The 19,635-nt window shown below is 63.0% G+C and carries 21 protein-coding genes and 3 pseudogenes; 9 read left to right on the top strand and 15 right to left on the bottom strand.

The features are described from left to right. Positions 1-115 precede the first annotated feature (115 nt). Both L1088_RS11335 and L1088_RS11340 read left to right on the top strand, forming a co-directional pair. Positions 116-1,330 (top strand): annotated as a pseudogene (locus L1088_RS11335) (IS256-like element ISTth4 family transposase); the annotation flags it as partial. A gap of 45 nt (positions 1,331-1,375) precedes the next feature. Further along, positions 1,376-2,233: an IS982 family transposase gene (locus L1088_RS11340; RefSeq protein WP_438948070.1), complete on the top strand. Its 858-nt coding sequence runs from the start codon at positions 1,376-1,378 to the stop codon at positions 2,231-2,233. A 122-nt stretch (positions 2,234-2,355) separates the two neighbouring features. Here the strand turns inward: L1088_RS11340 and L1088_RS11345 are convergent, their stop codons facing one another. After that, positions 2,356-3,081 (bottom strand): class I SAM-dependent methyltransferase, encoded by a 726-nt coding sequence (locus tag L1088_RS11345; RefSeq protein ID WP_169335130.1) that lies wholly within the window; start codon positions 3,079-3,081, stop codon positions 2,356-2,358. 200 nt (positions 3,082-3,281) lie between these two features. Between L1088_RS11345 and L1088_RS11350 the strand changes: the two are divergent. Further along, positions 3,282-4,166: pseudogene (locus tag L1088_RS11350) on the top strand (transposase). A gap of 32 nt (positions 4,167-4,198) precedes the next feature. Beyond that, positions 4,199-4,372 (top strand): annotated as a pseudogene (locus tag L1088_RS11360) (IS256 family transposase); the annotation flags it as partial. Between the two features lie 236 nt (positions 4,373-4,608). Here L1088_RS11360 and L1088_RS11365 read toward each other — a convergent pair. From L1088_RS11365 to L1088_RS12485, 5 genes are all read right to left on the bottom strand, one after another. Further along, complete coding sequence (locus L1088_RS11365) at positions 4,609-6,237, bottom strand: IS1634 family transposase (protein ID WP_003043735.1); 1,629 nt, start codon at positions 6,235-6,237, stop codon at positions 4,609-4,611. Next, positions 6,162-6,869 carry an Abortive infection protein gene (locus L1088_RS11370; protein ID WP_234555169.1) on the bottom strand — a complete coding sequence of 236 codons (708 nt, stop codon included), beginning with the start codon at positions 6,867-6,869 and terminating at the stop codon, positions 6,162-6,164. Before L1088_RS11370 ends, L1088_RS11365 begins: the two co-directional genes overlap by 76 nt. Before the next feature lie 79 nt (positions 6,870-6,948). Then, positions 6,949-7,275 (bottom strand): DNA-binding protein, encoded by a 327-nt coding sequence (locus tag L1088_RS11375; RefSeq protein WP_234555170.1) that lies wholly within the window; start codon positions 7,273-7,275, stop codon positions 6,949-6,951. 117 nt (positions 7,276-7,392) lie between these two features. Further along, positions 7,393-7,743: a hypothetical protein gene (locus L1088_RS11380; protein ID WP_234555171.1), complete on the bottom strand. Its 351-nt coding sequence runs from the start codon at positions 7,741-7,743 to the stop codon at positions 7,393-7,395. Next, on the bottom strand, positions 7,740-8,363 hold the full coding sequence (locus L1088_RS12485) for a hypothetical protein (RefSeq protein WP_038055006.1): 624 nt from the start codon (positions 8,361-8,363) through the stop codon (positions 7,740-7,742). Before L1088_RS12485 ends, L1088_RS11380 begins: the two co-directional genes overlap by 4 nt. Before the next feature lie 1,658 nt (positions 8,364-10,021). On the opposite strand from L1088_RS12485, the gene L1088_RS11390 reads away from it, so the two are divergent. Next, positions 10,022-11,251, top strand: a complete 1,230-nt coding sequence (locus L1088_RS11390) for a hypothetical protein (protein WP_234555172.1) — start codon at positions 10,022-10,024, stop codon at positions 11,249-11,251. Between the two features lie 242 nt (positions 11,252-11,493). On the opposite strand, the gene L1088_RS11395 is transcribed toward L1088_RS11390, so the two are convergent. Further along, the gene (locus L1088_RS11395) at positions 11,494-12,558 is read right to left on the bottom strand and encodes a hypothetical protein (protein ID WP_234555173.1); all 1,065 of its coding nucleotides are present in this window, start codon (positions 12,556-12,558) and stop codon (positions 11,494-11,496) included. Between the two features lie 18 nt (positions 12,559-12,576). Beyond that, the gene (locus L1088_RS11400; protein ID WP_003049650.1) at positions 12,577-13,029 is read right to left on the bottom strand and encodes a MerR family transcriptional regulator; all 453 of its coding nucleotides are present in this window, start codon (positions 13,027-13,029) and stop codon (positions 12,577-12,579) included. Between the two features lie 314 nt (positions 13,030-13,343). On the opposite strand from L1088_RS11400, the gene L1088_RS11405 reads away from it, so the two are divergent. From L1088_RS11405 to L1088_RS11415, 3 genes are read left to right on the top strand one after another with little or no spacing between them, the layout of a single operon-like run. Continuing rightward, entirely contained in the window at positions 13,344-13,556 is a 213-nt protein-coding gene (locus L1088_RS11405) for a hypothetical protein (RefSeq protein ID WP_231623782.1), read from the top strand. A 48-nt stretch (positions 13,557-13,604) separates the two neighbouring features. Beyond that, complete coding sequence (locus L1088_RS11410) at positions 13,605-13,841, top strand: DUF433 domain-containing protein (RefSeq protein WP_003049653.1); 237 nt, start codon at positions 13,605-13,607, stop codon at positions 13,839-13,841. Beyond that, positions 13,838-14,200 carry a DUF5615 family PIN-like protein gene (locus L1088_RS11415; RefSeq protein WP_003049655.1) on the top strand — a complete coding sequence of 121 codons (363 nt, stop codon included), beginning with the start codon at positions 13,838-13,840 and terminating at the stop codon, positions 14,198-14,200. Before L1088_RS11410 ends, L1088_RS11415 begins: the two co-directional genes overlap by 4 nt. Before the next feature lie 269 nt (positions 14,201-14,469). Here L1088_RS11415 and L1088_RS11420 read toward each other — a convergent pair whose 3' ends face one another. The 4 genes from L1088_RS11420 to L1088_RS12565 all read right to left on the bottom strand — a co-directional run bounded on the left by L1088_RS11420 (position 14,470) and on the right by L1088_RS12565 (position 16,663). Next, the gene (locus tag L1088_RS11420) at positions 14,470-15,288 is read right to left on the bottom strand and encodes a hypothetical protein (protein WP_234555174.1); all 819 of its coding nucleotides are present in this window, start codon (positions 15,286-15,288) and stop codon (positions 14,470-14,472) included. Positions 15,289-15,529: 241 nt separating this feature from the next. Then, positions 15,530-16,003: a hypothetical protein gene (locus L1088_RS11425; RefSeq protein ID WP_234555175.1), complete on the bottom strand. Its 474-nt coding sequence runs from the start codon at positions 16,001-16,003 to the stop codon at positions 15,530-15,532. 76 nt (positions 16,004-16,079) lie between these two features. Further along, a complete protein-coding gene (locus L1088_RS11430) occupies positions 16,080-16,364 on the bottom strand; it encodes a hypothetical protein (RefSeq protein ID WP_234555176.1) in 285 nt (94 codons plus the stop codon). Between the two features lie 104 nt (positions 16,365-16,468). Continuing rightward, positions 16,469-16,663 carry a helix-turn-helix domain-containing protein gene (locus tag L1088_RS12565; RefSeq protein ID WP_369123630.1) on the bottom strand — a complete coding sequence of 65 codons (195 nt, stop codon included), beginning with the start codon at positions 16,661-16,663 and terminating at the stop codon, positions 16,469-16,471. Between the two features lie 254 nt (positions 16,664-16,917). Here L1088_RS12565 and L1088_RS11435 point away from each other — a divergent pair, with 254 nt between their 5' ends. Continuing rightward, the gene (locus tag L1088_RS11435; RefSeq protein WP_234555177.1) at positions 16,918-17,958 is read left to right on the top strand and encodes a hypothetical protein; all 1,041 of its coding nucleotides are present in this window, start codon (positions 16,918-16,920) and stop codon (positions 17,956-17,958) included. On the opposite strand, the gene L1088_RS11440 is transcribed toward L1088_RS11435, so the two are convergent. The 3 genes from L1088_RS11440 to L1088_RS11445 all read right to left on the bottom strand — a co-directional run. Continuing rightward, the gene (locus L1088_RS11440; RefSeq protein ID WP_234555178.1) at positions 17,944-19,179 is read right to left on the bottom strand and encodes a site-specific DNA-methyltransferase; all 1,236 of its coding nucleotides are present in this window, start codon (positions 19,177-19,179) and stop codon (positions 17,944-17,946) included. The two genes, L1088_RS11435 and L1088_RS11440, sit on opposite strands and share 15 nt — an antisense overlap. Next, the gene (locus tag L1088_RS12490; RefSeq protein ID WP_326490775.1) at positions 19,176-19,379 is read right to left on the bottom strand and encodes a helix-turn-helix domain-containing protein; all 204 of its coding nucleotides are present in this window, start codon (positions 19,377-19,379) and stop codon (positions 19,176-19,178) included. Before L1088_RS12490 ends, L1088_RS11440 begins: the two co-directional genes overlap by 4 nt. Before the next feature lie 66 nt (positions 19,380-19,445). Continuing rightward, the coding region (locus tag L1088_RS11445) for a hypothetical protein (protein WP_234555180.1) at positions 19,446-19,635 on the bottom strand (190 nt) is incomplete at its 5' end.

Consider the following 19,635-nt stretch of genomic DNA (forward strand, 5'->3'; position numbering starts at 1 on the left):
GAAGTCACCCAAGAACTCTTGAAGCAGGCTAAGGGAGGGCGAGGAAGGAGTTTTGGGTAAAGCCCTGTAAAGATGTATTGGGCTGGGTCGTGTAAGGATTTATGTGTAAGGGCCCGTGTTTAATAGGGGGGCACACCTTAGCGCGAGGAGGTGCCCCGTGGACCAGGATACCTTGCGGATCTTGCTGAGGGAAGCGGTGCGGGAGACAGTAGCCGAGGTTCTGCAGACGGTTCTGGAGCTGGACCGGACGGCCTTCTTGCAGGTGCACGGGGGGCGCAGGAACGGCTACTACCCCCGCAAGCTGGAGACCACCTTCGGCCAGGTGGACCTGAAGGTCCCTAGGGATCGGGAATCTCGGTATTACCCGGCTTTCCTTAAGCCCTACGCCCGCCGCCTGGTGGACGTGGGGGAAGTAGCTGTGGCCTTGTACGCCGCCGGGGTCAGTCAGCGCAAGGCGGCCGAGATATTGAGCCTGCTCCTGGGCCACCGCTACTCCCACGAGACCCTAAGCGCTCTGACCGACCAAGTCCTGGAGGCGGCAGGAGCCTTCCGCACCCGGCTTTTGCCCGAGGAGATGGCCTTCGTCTACCTGGACGGGCTTTCCCTAAAGGTCTTTAGGGAAGGAGAAGGGATCGTACGGGAAAGCGTGTATGTGGCCCTGGGCATCGCCCCTAATGGGGAGAGGCGGGTCCTGGGGTTTTGGCTGTTGCCCACGGAGAGCGCCCTGGGATGGGAGGGGGTCCTGGGGGAGCTTTGGCAGCGGGGCCTGCGGCGGGTGTTGCTCTTTGTCACCGACGGGCTGCCCGGGCTTCCTGAAGCGATCCGCAGGGTCTACCCTCAGGCGGAGTGGCAGCGGTGCGTGGTGCACGGGGTGCGGTGGAGCCTGTCCCAGGTGCGGGCGCGGGACCGGGGCCTGCTGGCGGAGGACCTGAGGCGGGTGTACGGGGCGGAGAGCAGGGATGAAGCCCTTAGGGCCTTGGAGGAGGTGAAGGCCGCCTGGGGTTCGCGGTACCCGGGGGTGGTGGGGCTTTGGGTACAGGATTCGGGGGCCTTCCTGCGGTTCTACGGGTACCCCAAGGTGCTTTGGCCGTACCTGCGGAGCACCAACCTGATGGAGCGGTTTATCCGGGAGCTACGGCGGGGGACGAAGGTGCGGGACCACAAGTTTCCTAAGGAAGAGGCGGTGTACAAGCTTCTTTACCTGGAGTCGGAGAGGCAGGAAGGGAGGTGGGCAGAACGGAAACTAAAGGGGTTCTCGGAGGTGAAGGAGGTGCTGGAGAAGATGCTTCAGGAGCGGTATGCCCCCCGCACACAGACTCTTACACATAACCCAAGTTGCTACCTATTCCCTGGATCTGAAAAAATAGTGGCCGCTATGCTTTCCCGTCTCATAGCGGCCTTTTGCATTATAGACGACGCCCTGCAAGCCATGGGCTACAAGGATGACCCCCAAGCCAAAACGCCCGCCTCCGCCATCCTCACCCTCGCCCTCCTTGCCGCCCTAGAGTTCGGCGGCAAGCACAACAAGGCCCTGGCCCTCGCCAAAGACCTCGGCCTCTTCACCCACGTCCCCTCCCCAAGCCGCTTCAACCGCAGGCTCCACGCCCTCTACCCCTTCTTCCTCCCCCTTCGCAAGATAGCCCCTTCGGGGCTGACCCACCTCCTAGCCCAGGCCTGGAAAACCCTCCCCCAGGCCCAGGCCTACGCCTTGGACACCTTCCCCCTCCCCGCCTGCGAGAACATCCGCGCCCCCCGCTCCCGCCTCTTCCCGGACAAGGCCTACCGCGGCTTCATCCCCAGCAAGCGGGTCTACTTCCACGGCCTCAAGCTCCACCTCCTGGTGGACGACGGGAAGTTCGTCCACGAGGTGAACCTGACCCCGGGGAGCTTCCACGACCTCGCTTCTCTTCTCCTCCTTCCCCTGGACCTTCCCGAGGGGGCGGAGCTCTACCTGGACCGGGGGTACGAGAGCCATCTGTACGAGGACCTTCTTCGGGAGGCGCAGGGGGTTGTTCCCATGGTCATCCGCAGGAGGAACAGCCGGCGGTATCTCCCTTGGATGCAGTACCTGGCCATCGTGGGGCGGAGGGTGGTGGAGACGGTGGGGAGCATGCTCCATCACCTCTTCCCCAGGCGCATCCACGCCGTGACCCAGGAGGGTTTCGTCATCAAAGTTCTCACCTTCGTCCTGGCCCATAACATCAGTCTCCTGACCCAGAAGATGGCTGGGTAGCAACTTGGGTTACTATAGTAACGGTCGCTGCGCACCACGGAACTGGCCGCACCATGGGTTCGCCACCGGGCGCCGCTTGCCTTCCCGGGTCGCGGCGCGCACCAGCGGTTCGGCGCCCTCGCTCACGCCTGCGCGACGGCGAGCAGCCGCCGGCTGTCGAGCGTGAGTGGTCCGCCCTCGTCGCCCAGCAGCTCGACGCGGGCGAACCCGGCCCGCAGCAGCTCGTCCCGCAGCTCCACCGGCGTATACAGCCGCAGCCCGTACGCGAACCGGCGCACACGCCCGTCCCGGACGATGGTGCGGTCGGTCTGCACGCGCCCGGTGAGCGGTTCGTACCCGGTGCGGTCGATCATCAGGTCGTCGCCCCGGCGGACCACGTCGAAGCGCACCGGCTCGCCGGGCGGCAGGCTGCGCAGGATCCGGTCGCGGTGGACCGTCTCGATCAGCAGCCGGCCGCCGGGCCGCAGCACGCGCCGGAACTCCGCCAGCACGCGGCGGTTCTCCTCGTCGTCGAAGTAGCCGAAGGAGGTGAACCAGTTGACCACGGCGTCGAAGTCTCGCCCGAACGGCAGGGCCCGCATGTCGCCGTGGACCCACTCGACGCCGACGCCCGCGGCCGCCGCGGCCTGGCGGGCCCGCTCCAGGAACAGCGGGCTGGCGTCGAGGCCGGTCACGCGGCAGCCTCGGCGCGCCAGGCGCACGGCGATGCGGCCGTGCCCGCAAGGCACATCCAGCACATCCGCCCCCGGACCGAGGTCGAGGAGCCGGGCGATGAGCTCGGCCTCCTTCTCGTTGCGCTCGTCGTGCAAGAAGGTCTCGTAGAAGTACAGGTAATCCTCGTCGAACACGGCGTCCCAGTGTGCACCCGTCATCGGCCATCCCCCCGCGGCGCGGCACCGGCCCCGGTGCCGGAGCTTTGGCCAAACTATAGTGCACCGCCCGCCGTCCGGGAAGGACCGCCAGATGGATCGCTGGACAGCGGGCGCCCGCCGTGCTATGTTAACCCAAGTTGCTACCTATCCCGAGGCCTGAAAAAATAGTGGCCGCTATGCTGTCGTGCATCATAGCGGCCTTTTGCATTATAGACGATGCCCTCCAGGCCCTGGGCTACAAGGACGACCCCCAAGCCAAGACCCCAGCCTCCGCCATCCTGACCCTCGCCATCCTGGCCGCCATGGAACTGGGCGGCAAGCACAACAAGGCCCTGGCCCTCGCCAAAGACCTGCGCCTCTTTACCTACGTCCCCTCCCCAAGTCGCTTCAACCGCAGACTCCACGCCCTATACCCCTTCTTCCTCCCCCTTCGCAAGATAGCCCCTTCGGGGCTGACCCACCTCCTAGCCCAGGCCTGGAAAAACCTCCACCAGGCCCAGGCCTACGCCTTGGACACCTTCCCCCTCCCCGCCTGCGAGAATATCCGCGCCCCCCGCTCCCGCCTTTTCCCAGACAAGGCCTACCGCGGCTTCATCCCCAGCAAACGGGTCTACTTCCACGGCCCCAAGCTCCACCTCCTGGTGGACGACGGGAAGTTTATCCATGAAGTGAGCCTGACCCCGGGAAGCCTACATGATCTGAGCTCTTTGCTCCTTCTTCCCCTGGACCTTCCCGAGGGGGCGGAGCTCTACCTGGACCGGGGGTACGAAAGCCACTTCTATGAAGACCTCCTCCGGGAGGCGGGGGGGATTGTGCCCATGGTCATCCGTAGAAGGAACAGCCGGCGGTATGTGCCTTGGTTGCAGTACCTGGCCATTGTGGGGCGGCTGCTTTCCCGTGAGGGAAACACCTAGGGGGTGGTGGAGACGGTGGGCAGTATGCTCCATGCCCTCTTCCCGCGGCGCATCCATGCGGTGACCCAGGAGGGTTTTGTGATCAAGGTGCTCTCCTTCATCTTGGCCCACAACCTAAATCTCTTGGCTCAACAAATGCTTGGGTAGCAACTTGGGTTACACATAACTCTTGACACGACCAGTTCCCCCGACCCGAGTCTGTGTTTAAGCTCCTTTACTTGGAGGCGGAGCGTCAGGAGGGGAGGTGGTCTGAGCGGCGATTGAAGGGCTTTGCTGAGGTGCGGGAAGTGCTGGAGAAGATGCTTCTGGAGAGGTATGCCCCCCGTACACAGACGCTTACACATAAATCTTGACACGACCTTGGGCTGGGAATTCTCCTCGGGCTACGGACCACATCAGGCCCGCATAGAAGCGTCTAGAACGGAAGTCGTCAAACAGGTTGGAGAGGTGGGTGGCAAGGAGGGTAATGAGGAGGACAGGTTGGCTACTCATGTGTAATTGAGGCTGATTGGAAAGAAACCCATGTTAATCAAGGCATGAACCAAAGAAGTCATAGAAAGCGATCGTAAACCCACATTCCGCACCCCCTTCACTCCAGCAGGTAATATCGCCCGGCCCCCAGGAGGCGCGCCGCGGTCTCGTGATGGGGAGCCAGGTTGAGGACGAACCACCTGCCCCCCAGCTCCACCAGTCGGACCCACATAAAGAGTTGAAACACCCAGCGCAAGGTGGGCTTGGCTGTGGGTCTCCCCTTCTGGTCCGGCAGGCTGGACCCCGCCTCCCAAAGCCTCCGCCTCAGCGCCCACTCCCCCAGGGCGTACACCAGAAGGGCCAGGGCCATCACCATCCCCAGGGCCATCACCCGCTCGGGCCGCTTCAAGAAGGTGCTCTCCGCAAAGAACAGGGGGTCCTTCAGAAACCGGAACCCCCGCTCCACCGTCCGGGCCTGGTCCTTGTACCGCCTCAGCACCTCCTGAGGGGGAAGCCCCTCCCGGTCCAGCACGTTCGTGGCCAGGAGGAATCGCCCCAGGCCCCGCCTCGCCCGCTCCAGCTTCTCCTGATCCACCTCCAGGCGGGCCCGCAGGCGGTAGACCACCGCCAAGGGTCGCTCCCCCTTGCGCGGCCGGCCCACCCGCTCCCATTGGCGTTCCTCCTGCACTCCCAGGTAGACCAGCCGGTGCGAAGGAAGTCGGCCGCTGGCCTCGCTCAGGGCCCGCCGGGCGTCCGCCTCACAGGCGAAGGTCCGAGCCGTCAGCCGGCCCAGGACCTTCCGCGCCTCCCCTTCGGCCCGCGCTATCCGCTGCTGGAGGCTCGCTTCCTCCATCCTGGCCCGCTCCTGGCTCTCCACCAACAGCCAGCGCTGCCGCACACCCCCGTACTCGCTCTCCACCTCCAGCCCCCGGTAGCCCGGCAGCAGAGGCCTCCAGGCCTCCTGGGGTAACTCCTCGCGTAGCAGGACCTTGGCCTCCTTTAGGGTGGCCGGCACCCGCATGACCCAGGAGAACCCACGCAGGGCCCCCAGGTTCTCCTGGCTGTAGCTGGCCCCGTCCAGCACCACCACCTCCCCCAGTTCCAGGCTCTGGCGGTAGCGCGCCAGCAGGGGAACCAAGGCCTCCTGATCCGACTGGTTCCCATCCCCAGGAGCGAAGAGCAGGGGAATCCCCCCGGTATCGGCGCAGATCAGGTTCATCACCCACTGCTTGAGGTCTGGGCGGTGGTCCCGGCTGTAGCCGTGGGTGAGGCGGATGACCAGGGGCTCGTCCCCCGTATCGGTCTGGCCCTCTTCCCCGCTCCCGTACACCCCGTGGACGTGAAAGCTGGTGGAGTCCACGTGAAGAGCCCGCACGGGAAAGGGAAAGGCTCTGCGGGCAGATTTAGCCACCTCCACGAACAGCTCGGTGACCCCGGCCGCGTACAGGCTGTCCAGCATGCGGCCCATGCGGTCGTCGTTCAAAAGTTCGGGGGTGATGCCGGGCCCCAGGAGCAGCTCGGTGGGCTTGCCCTGGAAGAAGTGGCCGAAGAGGTAGAGGGGAGAGGTGACGAAGCCCAGGGCGTTCAGTATGGCGGCCTTGAGGGCCATGCCAGTGGAGACCTTTTCGCCCGGCCTTGGGCCCACGAACCGGTCTACGGTCTGTACCAGTCCTATCTGATCCAGGATGCTGGCCACCAGGCCCAGGTGGCCCAGGTCGTACACCTGTAGGTTGGGTGTGGTTTCCATCCCAAAATCCTAAGGCCAAGGAACAAGGGGTGCGGAATGTCGGGTAAAAAGAGAAAGGAGCCGATTAAAAAAAGTGTGATTACTGTGTAGAGCAAAATTAATTCTGGTTCTAATTGAACCCCGGTCCATGGGTTTACGAGATGAACAAAGACAAACGATACCCCCGAGAAAAGAAGTCCTTTGCTTCCAGCTAGTTGGTAAGGAACGTACCGGAACAAGAACTCCTCAATGTAAGCTCTACTTAACCAAAAGAACAAGGTGATGAATAGGGAGAGGTGCTCTCCGGAGTCAAGCAAGTACCAGAACCTACTTGGAGGCCAGTAGGGTAACTTTAAGGCCAGAAGAAACACGAAGAGAAGGTGTCCAAACAAAAGTATAACCGCTAGCCTAAAGACTGGGCTAAAGAGTAGACCCCTGGTGAAGAAGCCCTTCTCGGCTTCAATAAAAGTAAGCCTAGCCCTATACTTCAGGTAGAAAAGCCCTGAAAAAGCGACAATGAGCCAGAGGCCCGTATCGATCAAAAAGGAATCGAGTGGGTGTAGTAAAAAGGCAAAAAAAGAAAACAACGGGCCGAGGAAAAGAAAGATCATAGGTGCCACAAGGGCCCCCCCGACCTTAGCCTTTACCTGCATTTGCCTCCACAAACCGTAGTGGAACTCGAACCATCAGGCTTTGTTTCGTGCTTGACTTCAGCACTACATCCACGCGAAATTAGAAGACCGACAATAGCAGCCCCAGCAAGCACAGCTGGCAATATAGCGCCATGTGTTTCTGCGAGTAAAGCCCCTGGGCCGCCTGCACCGCCAGGGCCTTGAGGGCCGGGGCCAGGGTCCGCAGGGTCCCCTCGATGGCGCTGCTCAGGGAACGCTCCCGGGCTCCCTCCGCCCGCAGGAGCTCCAGGTAGCGCTGCAGGGTGCTGAGGCTTCCCCGCCCCAGGTGCTGCCGCAGGGCCTGGGCCCCCGCCTCCTCGGGGGAGAGGCCAAGTTCCGCCAGGGCGTGCTTCACGTCCGCCAGGGTCACGCTGGGTGTGCGCGGCATGGTCACCTCCGTTTCGTAAGGTAATCGGGAAAAGTATTTTCTCCGGGGTTCATTACGCTTCCCCACCCCCTTCATTCCGTAATGGACCCCCCTCCAGTACGATTTCCCGGTGAAGCTTCACGACCGGGTGAGGAGGCGGTACACCCACTCCCTGCGGGCCTCCCGGTAAGCCTCCCGCTTGCTGGAGGCCTCCACGGTGTAGGGGCCTCCGGGGCCCTCAAAGGAGGCCACGAAGCGGCCCTCCTCCGTGGGGTGGCGGGCCACGCCCGGGGCCCCGTGGCGGTCCCAGCCCTCCGCCACCACGTCCGCCAGGAGGCGGGCCAGGGCTTCGGTCATGTCCTCCTCCGTCCAGGCGGGTTTGTCTGGGAGGTAGGGCCGCAGGAGGTCCCCAAGTCCCACCTCGTCCGTGAGGGGCCAATAAAGCGTCAAAAGCCGCCCCAGGGCGTGGATGGCATCTTGCTTTCTCATTCCCCCCTCCTCTGCTTGAGCCGCACCACCCGCCCCAGAAGTTCCGATATCTCCCCCTTGGTGAGCCCGAGGCCGGTGAGGGCCTTCCGCAGGCTCCTCCGCACCGCCTTGTCCCAGCGGTTGGCGGTGGCCGGGGGGAGGAAGCCCACCTTGGCGGCCTCCCGCACCTCCCGGGTGAGGGCGTTTGTTCTGCCCACGAGCCTGCGGGCCTCCGCCAGGACCAGGGGCTTGACCCGCTTCCGGTCGTGGGGCCAGCGGAAGCTCCCCACCAGGCGCTCCATCTCCCTCTGCCGCTCCCGCACCCAGGCGGGGGAGACCAGGAAGCGGGCCCTCTGGGTCTTGTCCCGCCGCATCCCGCCCCAGGTGAGGAGGAAAGGCCCCACCCGCAAGGGGCGCTGGGCCAGGTCCTGAAGCTCCAGGTTCCCCACCCTCGCCTCCCGGGAGAGGACCAGCCACCCTCCCTCGGGAAGAGGGAAGGCCCGCAGGCCCTCCCGCTCCCGGGGAGGCCTCTCCCCCGGGGGGAGGAGGAGGCCGTAGCGGTAGCGGTTCCCCGGGTGGGCCAAGGCTCGGTGCAGGGCCTTCCAGACCGGGCCTTGCCAGGGGTAAGGGGTGCGGCCCATGGGGGAGAGGGTAGCAAGGGGAGACTCCCGCCTTGTCCTTTCCCGTAGGGAAGGGGAAAGAAGACCTAAAAGGGGGGAGGGGAGGGGGGGGACGTAAAAAGGGTCGGATCAAGACCCTCCCCGCTATACCTACCTCGTGAGCCTGGCCCCCACCAGGTGCCCCTCCCCACCCGTCCCGCCTGGGCCGGGGAAAGCCGGATGCCCTAGTTGGGCCCGTCCGGTTTGGGGCGGGGGTGGTGCCGGAATCGAGGGCGACCCCGTGAAAGGCACCGTCCTATCGCCACGCATCTGGTGGTCGGTTCACACGGAAGGCGACCGTACGAGCCAGCCGTCGCCGTCGGAGGGGATGATCCCTGCACCACGAGGGGGTGGTGCGCCCGCCCATGGGTGCTCCGAGGGTGCCACAGGCCCGAGGGGTGCTGAGTCATGGGTCAAGTGTCGTGGCTGGACGCCGAAGGGGTACATGCCGAAACCCGGACGCTCCAGCTATACGGCTAGGGCGACACCGAAGAGCCCCCACACGGGGGCCTGCCCAAGGGGCCTGATGAGGGCTTCGAACCGAGGGACGAAGGAGGCTGAGCCGAGCTCCCCCTGCGTGAGGGTTTTCCGGCCCTTACCCACGCACCCTGAAGGGGATCCCGCCCATAGGCGGGGTAGGCAAGGCTTCTGGACCCGGTGGGCTAGGTGTCTGACAACGCGGTGGACGGGAATGGCGACCCTGCCGTGCCCACGGGCGGCAATGCCGCACCGGGGTGTGTCCTCCAGCCCTGAACCCATAGGGGCTGGTACGCCGATGGGAGCGTGGCGAACCCCATCGGTGGCCGCGGGAAAACGGTCTAGGAGGCGGGGAAACCCGCTCAACGAGGACCGGATAAGCGGGGATAACGGCAGGGACGGAGCGGGTGAGTACCGTGGAAGCCAGGGAAACCTGGTGGAGGGAAGACCCGTAGCGGTTTGGGTAGGCGTGTGGGGATTCCTGGTGCTTGGTGGGGGCCAGGCCACCGGGAGGTCCCCCGGAGTGGACCAACCACGGCCATCCCGAGGCCCTAAATCGGGGGCGTGTCCCGGCCACATGGGGACAGCCACGGCCGTCCCGAGGCCGAAAATCGGGGGTAGAGCCCACCACACGGGCAGCAGACACCGCCCTGGCGGGTTGCCGTGCGAAGGAGGAGGAAAAAAGACGAGGACGGAAGAACGCGAAGAGCATCGCTTGTAGCGACCTTGTGCCGATGCCTGCCAGAGGCTAACGGTGCGCCCTGTAAGGGGCGCTGTGGACACGGGATGTAGGGATAGGTGAGGAAGCCCCCCGGGAAACCCGGGGGGCTTTGCCTTTTGCCGTGTGGTGCGCCGCACTTTCTCCCTGCACCAGCGGTGCCGAAAGCCCGCGTCTGCACGGGGTGCGCGGGGGATCCCCTCTTGCCTTTGGGAAGGGGTCGGTATAATAGCCCCCAACGGGTAGACCGGGCCCCCCTGGGGCCCAAAGCGGCAGGGCCGCGCGAGGACCAAAAGCAGGCTACCCCTGAGGAGGGGGCAGAAACACAAGGTTTTTGCGGGAGTTCTCTTGTTCCTAAGCTACCCCCTCCCAGCGGGAAAGGCAAGAGGCACCCGTTAGGTGCGCGGGGAAATGGTGTCCCCGACGCGAAAAGAGGGAGGGGTTTATGACCCCGGAGGAAGTTAGAGGAAGCGGATATCAAAAACCAGAAGCTCAAGCAGGCATTTCGGCGGCGGGCCGGGCTTTCCTGGAGGCTTTGGCCCGCAGGAAGCGGGCGCGTGGGGAGGAGGTTCCCCCCATTTACCAGCAGCTTTTGGGCTTCTTCCCCGAGGCGCCCCTGACCCCTGAGGAGGTGCAGGAGCACCCCCAAGGGGCGGAGGCGGTGGCGGCTACCTTGCCCCCACCCCCTGCCCTGTCTTCCCTGCCGGAGGGGCCCATCCCCACCCGGGCGGAGCTGGCCCAATCCCCCCCTCCGCCGGAGGTGTTGCCCCAAAGCCCCCTGGCGGTGGCGGACCGGCTCCTGGCGAGGGGCGAGGCGGAGGGCACCCTGCCTCCCTTGAGCGAGCGGGCCCGCGAGGTCTACCGGACCCTCCTGGCCCTTGGGGTGGCGTGGCTGCGGCGGCTCCTTGGGGGCAAGCGGCCTCCCCGGAGCCTGAGCCAGCTGACCTTCTTTGTGCCTAACGACGCCCTGATAGCCGTCTTGGGGATCCCCTCGGCGAGCCTGTACCGGGCCTTGGGGGAGCTCACGGAGAAGGGGCTCATCACCCGGGCGGCCTGGCGGACGGCGGCCACCTTGCGGGGGAAGAGCGGGGTGTACGCGGCGGGGACCCTGTACGCGGTGCGCTTGCCGCACCGGACCCGGAGGCCCCGGTTGGACGCGGAGGACTTTGCCCACCCGTGGCGGGACCTGGAGGGGGATGTGGAGCGCGGGAGAACCGCGTGGCGAGCGTTGAGAGAGTCAAAAGAAAAACCCCTAAAGGGGGATGCTGAGGTGCTGGAGTTTCTCTTGGATTTCTCGTTATCCCCCCCCAGGCAAAAAACCCCGTTAGGTATAGACTCTCTCGCCGCCCTCCTCCGCGCCAAACCTGCCGACCGCCGCCGCCAGGTGGAAGAGCTCGCCCTCGGCCTCGCTAAGGAGTTCAAGGATCCTGGCAGCGTCCGCTTCTACGCCTGGGTCCTCTGGAACGCCCTCAGGGCCGAAATCTACGGCATGTGGGAAGGAGCCCTGGCCCTCGTGGCGTGGGCCATCAACCGGGTCCGCGAGGCCCTGGCCGCCTCCCTCATGAGCTCCCGCAAGGAGGGCATCCGCAGACCCGGTGCCCTCCTGGCCCACCTCCTCAACCAGCAGGGCCTCCTCCCCCTCCTCCGCCAGGCCCCCCAGTGGCGGGTGGCCTAGGGATGAAACCCAAAGGCAGGGTGCTGGGCCCTACTGACTACAGCTGGAAGCTGGGCTTGCTTGCTTTATGACTGCTTCCGGCAGTTGCCAGAAGCCTCTTTGGCCCTGCACTCGTTGCAAAGTTCGCCGTTGGTAGGGCGGCTTGTACTTTTGTACTCGTCATAGTTGCTCGTTGGCCACCGAGAGCAGTTGGTGCAAAAATGCCACGTATCATAGCCTTTCGCCTTCCTGTAAACCATGGCTTACCCCCTTAAAACTCTTTTATACCACACCTTCAGGGCCTCCAGGTCCCCGCTGACCACCGCCCGGCTCCCGTCGGGGTAGAAGCGCACCTCGTAGCGCCGGGGGAACTCGGGGAGGAGCCTTTCCACCTTCGGCCACCACTCGGGCACCGCCTGGGGCAGGAGGACCAGGTAGTAAGGCCCCGTCCCCGCGATCCCCATCACCTGCCCCTTGCCTAGGGCCGGGGGCCGGCCCAGGTCCGGGGGGGCGGGGTCCGGGGGCTCCTCGGGGGCCCGCCACACCCGCACCGGATCCCGGCGGGGGAGGGGCTTGCCCCCGGGGCCCTTCCCCTTGGGGGCCTCCTTGGGCCTGGGCGGGGGCTCTCGCCTGGCCTTCGCCTCTTCCCTGGCTCCTTCTCCCTTGCGGGCTTCCCCTTCCCCTCCTCCTTCCGCCCCCTCCTTGGGCCTCCCCTCCCGGGGCTCCAGGTAGGGGTTCTCCCGGCCCTGGATAGGGGGCGGGAGGGGCTGCCCCTCCTTCTTGGCCTGGAGGTACTTGCCCAAGGGCCAGGCCCTTTCCGCCAGGAGGTAGGGGCCGCCCAGCCTCCCCTCCACCCGGTAGGCCTTCTTGGGCTCCAGGCGGGCGGCGAAGCCCCGGGCCCGCTTGAGGCCCACTTTGAAGCCCTCGCCCCCCTTGGGGAGGATGAGGAGGACCAGCCTTTCCCGGTCGGCGTAGAGGAGGACCCCCTGGACCACGGCCTGGGGCCCCTCGTAGGGCTCCCTTAGGCGGCTGGCCACCTGGAGGGAGAGGATCCTTCCCCCCTCGTCGGTGCGGGGCCAGAGGGCGAAGACGCCCTCCCCCGCCTCCCCCTGGGGGTCCTTGAGGGCCTTGCCCCCCAGGGCCACCGGCACCCCCCGGGGGAGCCTCTCCGCGTGGAAGAGGCCCTCCCTCAGGACGCCGGGGAGGAAGAGGACCGCCTGGTGGGGCGGGTGCGGGGGGCGCTTCTCCCGCCGCTCCTCCCCCACGCCTTCCCTCGTCCCTTCCTCCCCCGCGGGGAGGGCTTCCTGGGCCTCCACGGGCTCCGCCATCCCTTCCATCCTAGGCCCCTACCGCCGCCAGAAGGCCCACCAGGGCCGCCGGGGCCTGGGGGCCTCCAGGGCCTTCAGGCTCTCCCGCAGGGCCTGGTTCTCTGCCCTCAGGGCGGCAAGCTCCCCCTCCACCCGCTCCAGGCGCTCCAGGAGGGCCCGGAGGAGGGCCAGGGCCTCCTCCCCAGAAGCTTGGGTGGCGAGGGGCGGGGGTGGGGGGAAGGCCCCTTCCGCCCCCGACGCCTCCTTGACCTGCAGGAGGGCTTCCCGCAGGGGGATGCCCTCCGCCTTGGCCCGCCCCCGGGCCTCCGCCAGGAGGCCCAGCACCCCCTCGGGCCAAAGCCGCCCCCCGCCCGCATCCCTGGGAAGGGGGTGCAGGACCTCCTCCACCAGGGCCGCCATGCGCCGCAGGGTGGCGGGGGAGACCCCCAGGATCCGGGCCGCCTGCCAGGGCGCGTAAAGGGTGGGGTCCACGGGGCCAGGATACCCCGCCTGACGGGGTGAGCGCTCGCCCAGCCATCCCTTCGATTGCCTGAACGCTCACCGCTCGGGAAAGGCGCTGAGCGCTGAGCGGGGGGGTGCTCACCCCCCTTTGCCCGGGCCAAAAGCCCTTTGGGGCCGGGCACACCTTCCCCTAAGGGCCTCTATGCCCCTCTAAGGGGCCTAAAGGGCCGGGGGTCGGTGTTCCCCCTTGCCCCCCTTCCCCCCGGGCCTTCTCGGGGCCTTAGAGCCCGGAAAACACCCCTTTCCCGAGGGGCAAGCGTAGGATGTCCTCCCGAGGTGAAGCCGTGGACCGGAACCTGGAGCGGGACACCGTGGAGCTCCTCCTGGAGACCCCCGAGCTGCCCCCGGAGAGGCGGGAGGCCCTGGCCCGGGAACTGGAGGCGGTGGTGGCCCGGCACCTCCCGGGCCGCCCCGTGCGCCTCCTCTCCGGGGTGGACGAAAGGGGTCGGCGCTGGCTGCGCCTGGTGGTGCCCCTGGGTCCTGCGGGGCGGGGCTAGGCCCACTGCCCCCCGGCCCCTTCCCACCCCAGCCGATACCATGAGGCCATGGACCAGGGCGACCTTCTGGCCCGCATCAGCGTGGACCCCGAGGTGAACCACGGGCAGCCCACGGTGCGGGGGCTCCGCTACCCGGTGAAGGTCCTCTTGGAGCTCCTGGCCTCGGGCATGACCCCGGAGGAGATCCTGGCGGACTACCCTGACCTGGAGTCCGAAGACCTCCAGGCGGTCCTCCTCTACGCGGCCAGGCTGGCCGAGGTGAAGACGGTCCTGAGGGTGGCGTGAGCGAGCCCCTCTTTTTGGTGGACGCCCACCTCCCCTTCCGCCTGGTGGAGCGCCTGCGGGAGAGGGGCTACGACGCCCTGCACACCCGCGAGCTTCCCCGGGGCAACGCCACGCCGGACCAGGAGATATGCGCCCTCTCCCTGCGGGAACGGCGGGTGGTGGTCACCAAGGACGGGGACTTCGTCCAAGACCTGCTCCTCCGAAAGGAGCCCTACAAGCTCCTGCTGATCTCCACCGGCAACATCCGCAACCGGGACCTCGAAGAGCTCTTCCTGCGCAACCTCCCTACCCTGGCCTCCCTTCTGAAGGACCACACCTTTGTGGAGCTTGGCCGGGATTTCATCACCGTGCACTTCTGAAGCTTCCCCCTCCACCTCCTAGCTGCGAAGGCCGGGTTTAGCCTTTATGCACCCCCGAAGTGGGCCTCTCTCGCCCCCTCCTTCTGCCGCCTTTATGCACCTTTACCCCCCTCAAGTCGCATAAACCCCGCAGGCTTTGTCCCTGCGGGGCGAGTTTTGTGCGCGAAAGAAAAGCTTCGCGAAGATGTACGGTGGGAGGAGGCTTAGGGACGGGGATTTCGGCGAAGCAGGGGAAAGAAGGGGATAGCCTACAGCCGCCGGCTTCAACGCTATTTCTGTTCCTTCATCTCCTTTACCCGGGCCCGCAACCAGGACTCGTAATCTCTGTGCATCGCCAAGAAGGAATAAACACCAACACGCTGGCCCCCACCAAGGACCATCTCCACTTCCCCGACCATGCGGGTTATAGGTGTTTGCCGGGATAACTTTTGTATGGCCGACTGCACCCAACTGGCCGCCTCACGGGGATCATTTCCTTCAACCCACAGAGTGGCCAAGAGTGGCAAGTAGCGTTCCGCCATCTCTTTGGCCTGGGGACCGGAGATGGTGACCATGTATGAAGCAACCCTCCCCCTGTACGCGTGAACGAGTACCTCCAGCCGGGTGGCTCCAGACATGACAGAAATCTTCCACTCCCTCAACTCGGCAAGCTCGTTTTTCGCAATGGGGAAGGCGTTTCGAAGGCTTGCCTTAGCCTTAAGCGCCTCCTCCAGAGCCGCGACCAGATCGGTGCTACTGATCTCCAAAGTGGGCGGTGGGGTTTCCGGCTTACTCTCCTTTGTGGGGATACTGTTGATACCGACAGAAAGCACAAATAGACCGACCAAACCGGCAACGATACGCCTTCGTTCGGTTAGCTTTTTGTTGAGCAAAGCCGAGATCAAGATGAGCGTCCCAAGGACTACCAAAAAGGTTCCCATCACACCCTCCGCCTTAATCCCACCCCCAAAATAACCGGTAGAAGTCCTGACCCTTAAGGCCCACGAGATAACCCGATAGCTTCTGCCTTGATACTTGTCTTTTTGCCAACCCCCCAACCTCAATCTCAAGAGAAGCACCCCAAATCCTCCCCCAAACCCCTCCACCACAAATCCCTAAACCCCCATTACCCCTCTCCCTACCTCTAGCCGCCTGACGGCGGCATATAGAATAGGGACGCGAAAATCCCGTTAAGGACGAGGCTTCTTTGAGGTCGTGGACGGGGCTTCTGAGCCCCGGTTTTTCTCGTCCTGGAGAGGGTTTTCTACTCCGAAATCGTGTTGTGTCAAAACATTCCAAAAAAGTACCCTCCCCGAAGCCGGGAAAATGGCCTCGGGGAGAGTGTTTTTGCTAGTTGAGGTTGTGGGTGAGGACGGGGGACAATCCTCCGAGGTACGTTCGCTTGGCCAGGTACCGCGAGAGGTCAGGGGAGTTTCTGAGGGTCGCGATGGTGGAGGCCCTGAAGTCTACCAGGGTTTCAAGGCCGGTTAGGTCAGGGAGGTCTTTGGCCTTGGCCCGCCTGAAGAGGGTGAAAGGGGCCGGGAGGCGTTTTCCCCGGTAGGTGAGCCTCCTCGACTTGGCCCCCAGGTTCTTTACGGCCAAGAGGAAGGGGTAGATCTCCATGGTGATGGGGACCAACAAGTGTGCGTGAAAGAAGAAAAAACCCGCCGGCTGGAGGTCGGCCTCGAACTTGACCGCGAAAACGGGCAAAAACCGGACTAGGAAGGCTTTGAGGGCCGCCCGGGCAGTAGGGTCGTAAAAGGGACGCGTGTTTACGAATGTGAGAGTGGCCTGGAGGAGATAGCCCCTCTCGTCAGCGAGCAAGGACAGCCGGCGTTCCCAGCGAGCAAGTACGCGAGGATCCCTGGTGAAAGCCGGCTTGGGGAGAGGGCTGAAGACCTCAGGTTGGGGTGGAGGGCATCTTCGCATAAACCTCCTCGAAGGCGTAGGCCGGGAGATGGACCTTTGAGGCGGCGGCCAGGGTGAGGGTAGACCAGTCCAGGACCTCAGGCACTTCGAGGAGGGGAAGGGGCTTGATGAACAAGAAAAGAAGCCCCTCGTGAAGCCCGGGGTTGACCAGGAAAAGGTTTTTGCCCTTCCTGAGATGGTCCACTAGCTCTTGGCCCGGAAAAAGCCCGTTAGGAGCCTCCTTGGGGAAGACCCGTAGGTAGAGGCCTCCGGCCATCACGCCAAGCTTTTTTGAGGAGACGTAGGATAGGTATGGGGAAGTCCCTAAGGCCTCCTCAAGGGACTCCAAAATGAACGGGGTAAGGGCGAACGGGGAGAACATTAGCCCTCACCCCCCTTCTTTTTGGCCCGGTAGAGCTTGGACAAGGCCTCCAAGCGAGGCTCCTCGTCCTCCAGGATGATAATGCCCTTGCCAAAGGGGTTCCTGATGGTCCTGAGCTTGTTTTGCTTGATGTAGCGGTACAGAGTGGACTTCGGTATGCCGAAACGCTTTACGGCTTGTTTTATTGTGAACAACGCTTTTCCCTAAACCTATGCGTCGTGTGAACCCCTCGGGATAAGGGGTTCTTGTTGGAGATTATAGCAAAAAGGGGCTACTTGGTCAATAGTCTGAAAAAGTCCCGGTTCTCCCAAGGGGGTGCTCATCAGTACTTGCGTGCTGGACGAGGTTTTTGCTCAGGGGAGTGTGGTGGGGGAAAGTCGATGGAGAAAAAAGTCTTTGGGCCGCAGGTTGATTTGCGGGATGACCAACAAGTAGATTGGGGAGATAGATGGGAGAGTGGAACGTCTGGACAGAGAAAAGCGTTAAGCTTCTAGAGGAAGGATACCTAGACAAACTCCTCGAAATCTACAAAGGGGAAAGTGGGAACCCAAGGGAAGTACCAGAGGAAATCAAGAAAAAGCTTCGCGAAGCATACGATTATGCAAAGGCACAGGGTACCTCAGAAGCGGATAAGAAGCTCGTAGGGGCCCTGTTAAACGCCAGGAAGGAAACGGAAAGATCCCCCTTCAATCACCCCTATTTGCCGCTGATCTACCATTTGGTTTCAGAGGAGGAAAAGAGCGGAAGCACCTTCGAGGAGGCGTTGGAGAAGGTCGCCTCGAAGTATCCTGAAACAATCCGCATCTTGGCCGAGGAAGCGCAAAGGAGAGATATAAAAACCCTGCTCCAAAGGCTTGAGGAACCGCCCGAAATAAATCGGCAGATAGGAACGATGTTCAAGTCTTGGTACGAAAGTAATCTAAAAAGCAAGATAGAACAGAGGTTTCAAGGCTATACTCCCACACCAAAGATTGTGATAACTCCCCTAAAAAAACAAAAAAAGTCCAAAAAAAGTCCGGGGCAACCCCCTCTATTTAGTGAAGAGGCCCCAGCAGAAGCGGACATCATCATATACACGGGGTCAGATAAGGCTTTGGAAGAGCTGGCTAAGAGAAAATTGGGCTTGAACGAAAAAGAAAAGCTAGGCACCAAAGGCATAGACTTCTATGTGCTCATTGTGCGTAACCCAGAAGAAATATGGCACCTAACGGGAGAAGCTAAGTTTCAATCCGATGTTGGTGGAAACCAGGACAACCAGCAAATAGTGGCAGAGGGCTCGGTAAGATTGGACCTTGAGAGGCGACACGTAGGGATAATGCTGATAGATGGCATGCCTGTAGTAAGGAGGTTCGACAACTGGAAGGAGGAGGAGGAACTGGAACTGGAACTGAGCAAAGAGAAGATAATCGCCTCCGCCCTTCTCCTTCCGGACCTAATTGCGGAGATATACCGGAAGGGTGAAGAAGCCCTTGGCCTAGGAGACGGATAAAACCTTAAACCGCCCTCTTAGCTTGGGAAAATCTTCTAGGACCCTCCTAGCAAAAGCCTTGACCGCCTCTTGAGAAGCGTCAATGCCAATGGACCGGCGCTTCAGAAGGGCCGAGGCTATAAGGGTGGTACCCGAGCCGGCGAAAGCATCGAGGACCAAGTCCCCCTCGTTGCTCCCGGTTTGAACGATGAGCTTGAGCATGTCTAGGTTTTTCTCGGTGGGGTATCGCGGGTACTGAGGATCCTTGAACTCCCAAACGTCCTGGAGCTTTTTCCCCCTCCTCAGACGATCCCGAGCGTACACCTTTTTCCTGGGCACACCGTTCTTTGACCAAACGATGAGCCCCTGAGCATCTAGCTCGTCAAGCTTCTCTGGGGGATAACGCCAATGCCTCCCCGGAGGAGGGCTAATCCCTCTCCAAGGCCTCCCAGTAGGGCCATCCTTGGTTTCCCCAGGAGCGTGGAGAGGGTTAGTAGTGTACCGCTCCCCGTTTTCGTCCACAAAAGGAAAAAGCTTGGCGATCTCCTCTTCCGAGTAAGGGCTAGTCGACTCGTTCCAAACATAGTCCCGCGTTTTGGAGTAGACGAGGATCATGTCTTTTTGTGAGCCGAAGGCCTTGCGGGAAAAGTTTTTGGGGTTCGAGGCGATGCGGGCGATGTGATTGACGAAGTTTCGCCGACCAAAGACCTCATCAAGGATGAGCTTCACCTCGAAGCCGTACTTCTCGTCTATGTGAACGAAGATCAGTCCCGAGTCCGCCATCAGCTCCCTCAGGAGGATCAAGCGCTCCCTCAAGAACTCCACGAACTGGGGACCGTCAAGGGTGTCGTCATAGCCCAAATGACCGTTTTTAGGCTGGCTGATGGTAGCCGTGCGGGGGGTCTCATCACCGCTAACCAGAAACCGCTGACCAGTCCCGTAAGGAGGGTCGATGTAGATCAACTGGACCTTCCCCGCATACTCGCGAGACTCCCGGAGCATCCACCGGAGGACCTGGCTGTTTTCCCCAAGGAAATAGGTCCCGACAGGTTCGTCCTCAAATAGGGGGGAGCTTCCTCCGAAAAGGACGTGGGTTTCTTCTCGCAAAACAAGCAACGGAACGGGCTGATCAAGTATTTCCTCCTCAGCGCGCTTTCCGGGATAGACCAGCTGAAAGGGAGAAGGCTCCGAGGTTCTTAGATACTTCTTGGTCAGAGTAGGGTAGTTATGGCTAAGGCTCATTCTTCCCTCCCAAGGGCCTGTCTTAAGGAAGCTTCATCACCCACTACCCTCACACACTCCGACCACGGGATCCGCCAAAGACGGCCCACCTTTTGGGCGTGTATTTTCCCCTGACGTATGGACTTCCGGATTGTCTCGGGATGTACCCGAAGGATGTCCGCAAGCTCCTCTGGGGTCAGGTATATAGGCTTCACCTGCACAACGTAACTTTACCCTACCAAGGCAACTTGTGCAATCCTAAGCACCAAAGACAATAGAACCGCAAGTTAGGCCACCCTTCCCTCCTCACATCGAGAGGCCTCCTTGAGGATCCTCACCAGATATGCCCCTGGTCGTGTGATGAGGCCGTCTTGGTAGTCCCTGAGCGTTCGGACGATGAGGCTAAAGATCAGGACTTTACCCACATCTCCGTTTCGTGGTAAATCTCCCCTTGCGGGCGCAGCCCGTATCTGGTAC

Source organism: Thermus caliditerrae (genome assembly GCF_021462525.1).
Classification (GTDB): domain Bacteria; phylum Deinococcota; class Deinococci; order Deinococcales; family Thermaceae; genus Thermus; species Thermus caliditerrae.

Coding starts and splice junctions, on each gene's coding strand:
- L1088_RS11340 (WP_438948070.1), top strand. CDS start 1,376: ATGCTTTCCCGTCTCATAGCGGCCTTTTGCATTATAGACGACGCCCTG.
- L1088_RS11365 (WP_003043735.1), bottom strand. CDS start 6,237: ATGGAAACCACACCCAACCTACAGGTGTACGACCTGGGCCACCTGGGC.
- L1088_RS11370 (WP_234555169.1), bottom strand. CDS start 6,869: ATGCAGGTAAAGGCTAAGGTCGGGGGGGCCCTTGTGGCACCTATGATC.
- L1088_RS11375 (WP_234555170.1), bottom strand. CDS start 7,275: ATGCCGCGCACACCCAGCGTGACCCTGGCGGACGTGAAGCACGCCCTG.
- L1088_RS11380 (WP_234555171.1), bottom strand. CDS start 7,743: ATGAGAAAGCAAGATGCCATCCACGCCCTGGGGCGGCTTTTGACGCTT.
- L1088_RS12485 (WP_038055006.1), bottom strand. CDS start 8,363: ATGGGCCGCACCCCTTACCCCTGGCAAGGCCCGGTCTGGAAGGCCCTG.
- L1088_RS11390 (WP_234555172.1), top strand. CDS start 10,022: ATGACCCCGGAGGAAGTTAGAGGAAGCGGATATCAAAAACCAGAAGCT.
- L1088_RS11395 (WP_234555173.1), bottom strand. CDS start 12,558: ATGGCGGAGCCCGTGGAGGCCCAGGAAGCCCTCCCCGCGGGGGAGGAA.
- L1088_RS11410 (WP_003049653.1), top strand. CDS start 13,605: ATGGACCAGGGCGACCTTCTGGCCCGCATCAGCGTGGACCCCGAGGTG.
- L1088_RS11430 (WP_234555176.1), bottom strand. CDS start 16,364: ATGGCCGGAGGCCTCTACCTACGGGTCTTCCCCAAGGAGGCTCCTAAC.
- L1088_RS11435 (WP_234555177.1), top strand. CDS start 16,918: ATGGGAGAGTGGAACGTCTGGACAGAGAAAAGCGTTAAGCTTCTAGAG.
- L1088_RS11440 (WP_234555178.1), bottom strand. CDS start 19,179: ATGAGCCTTAGCCATAACTACCCTACTCTGACCAAGAAGTATCTAAGA.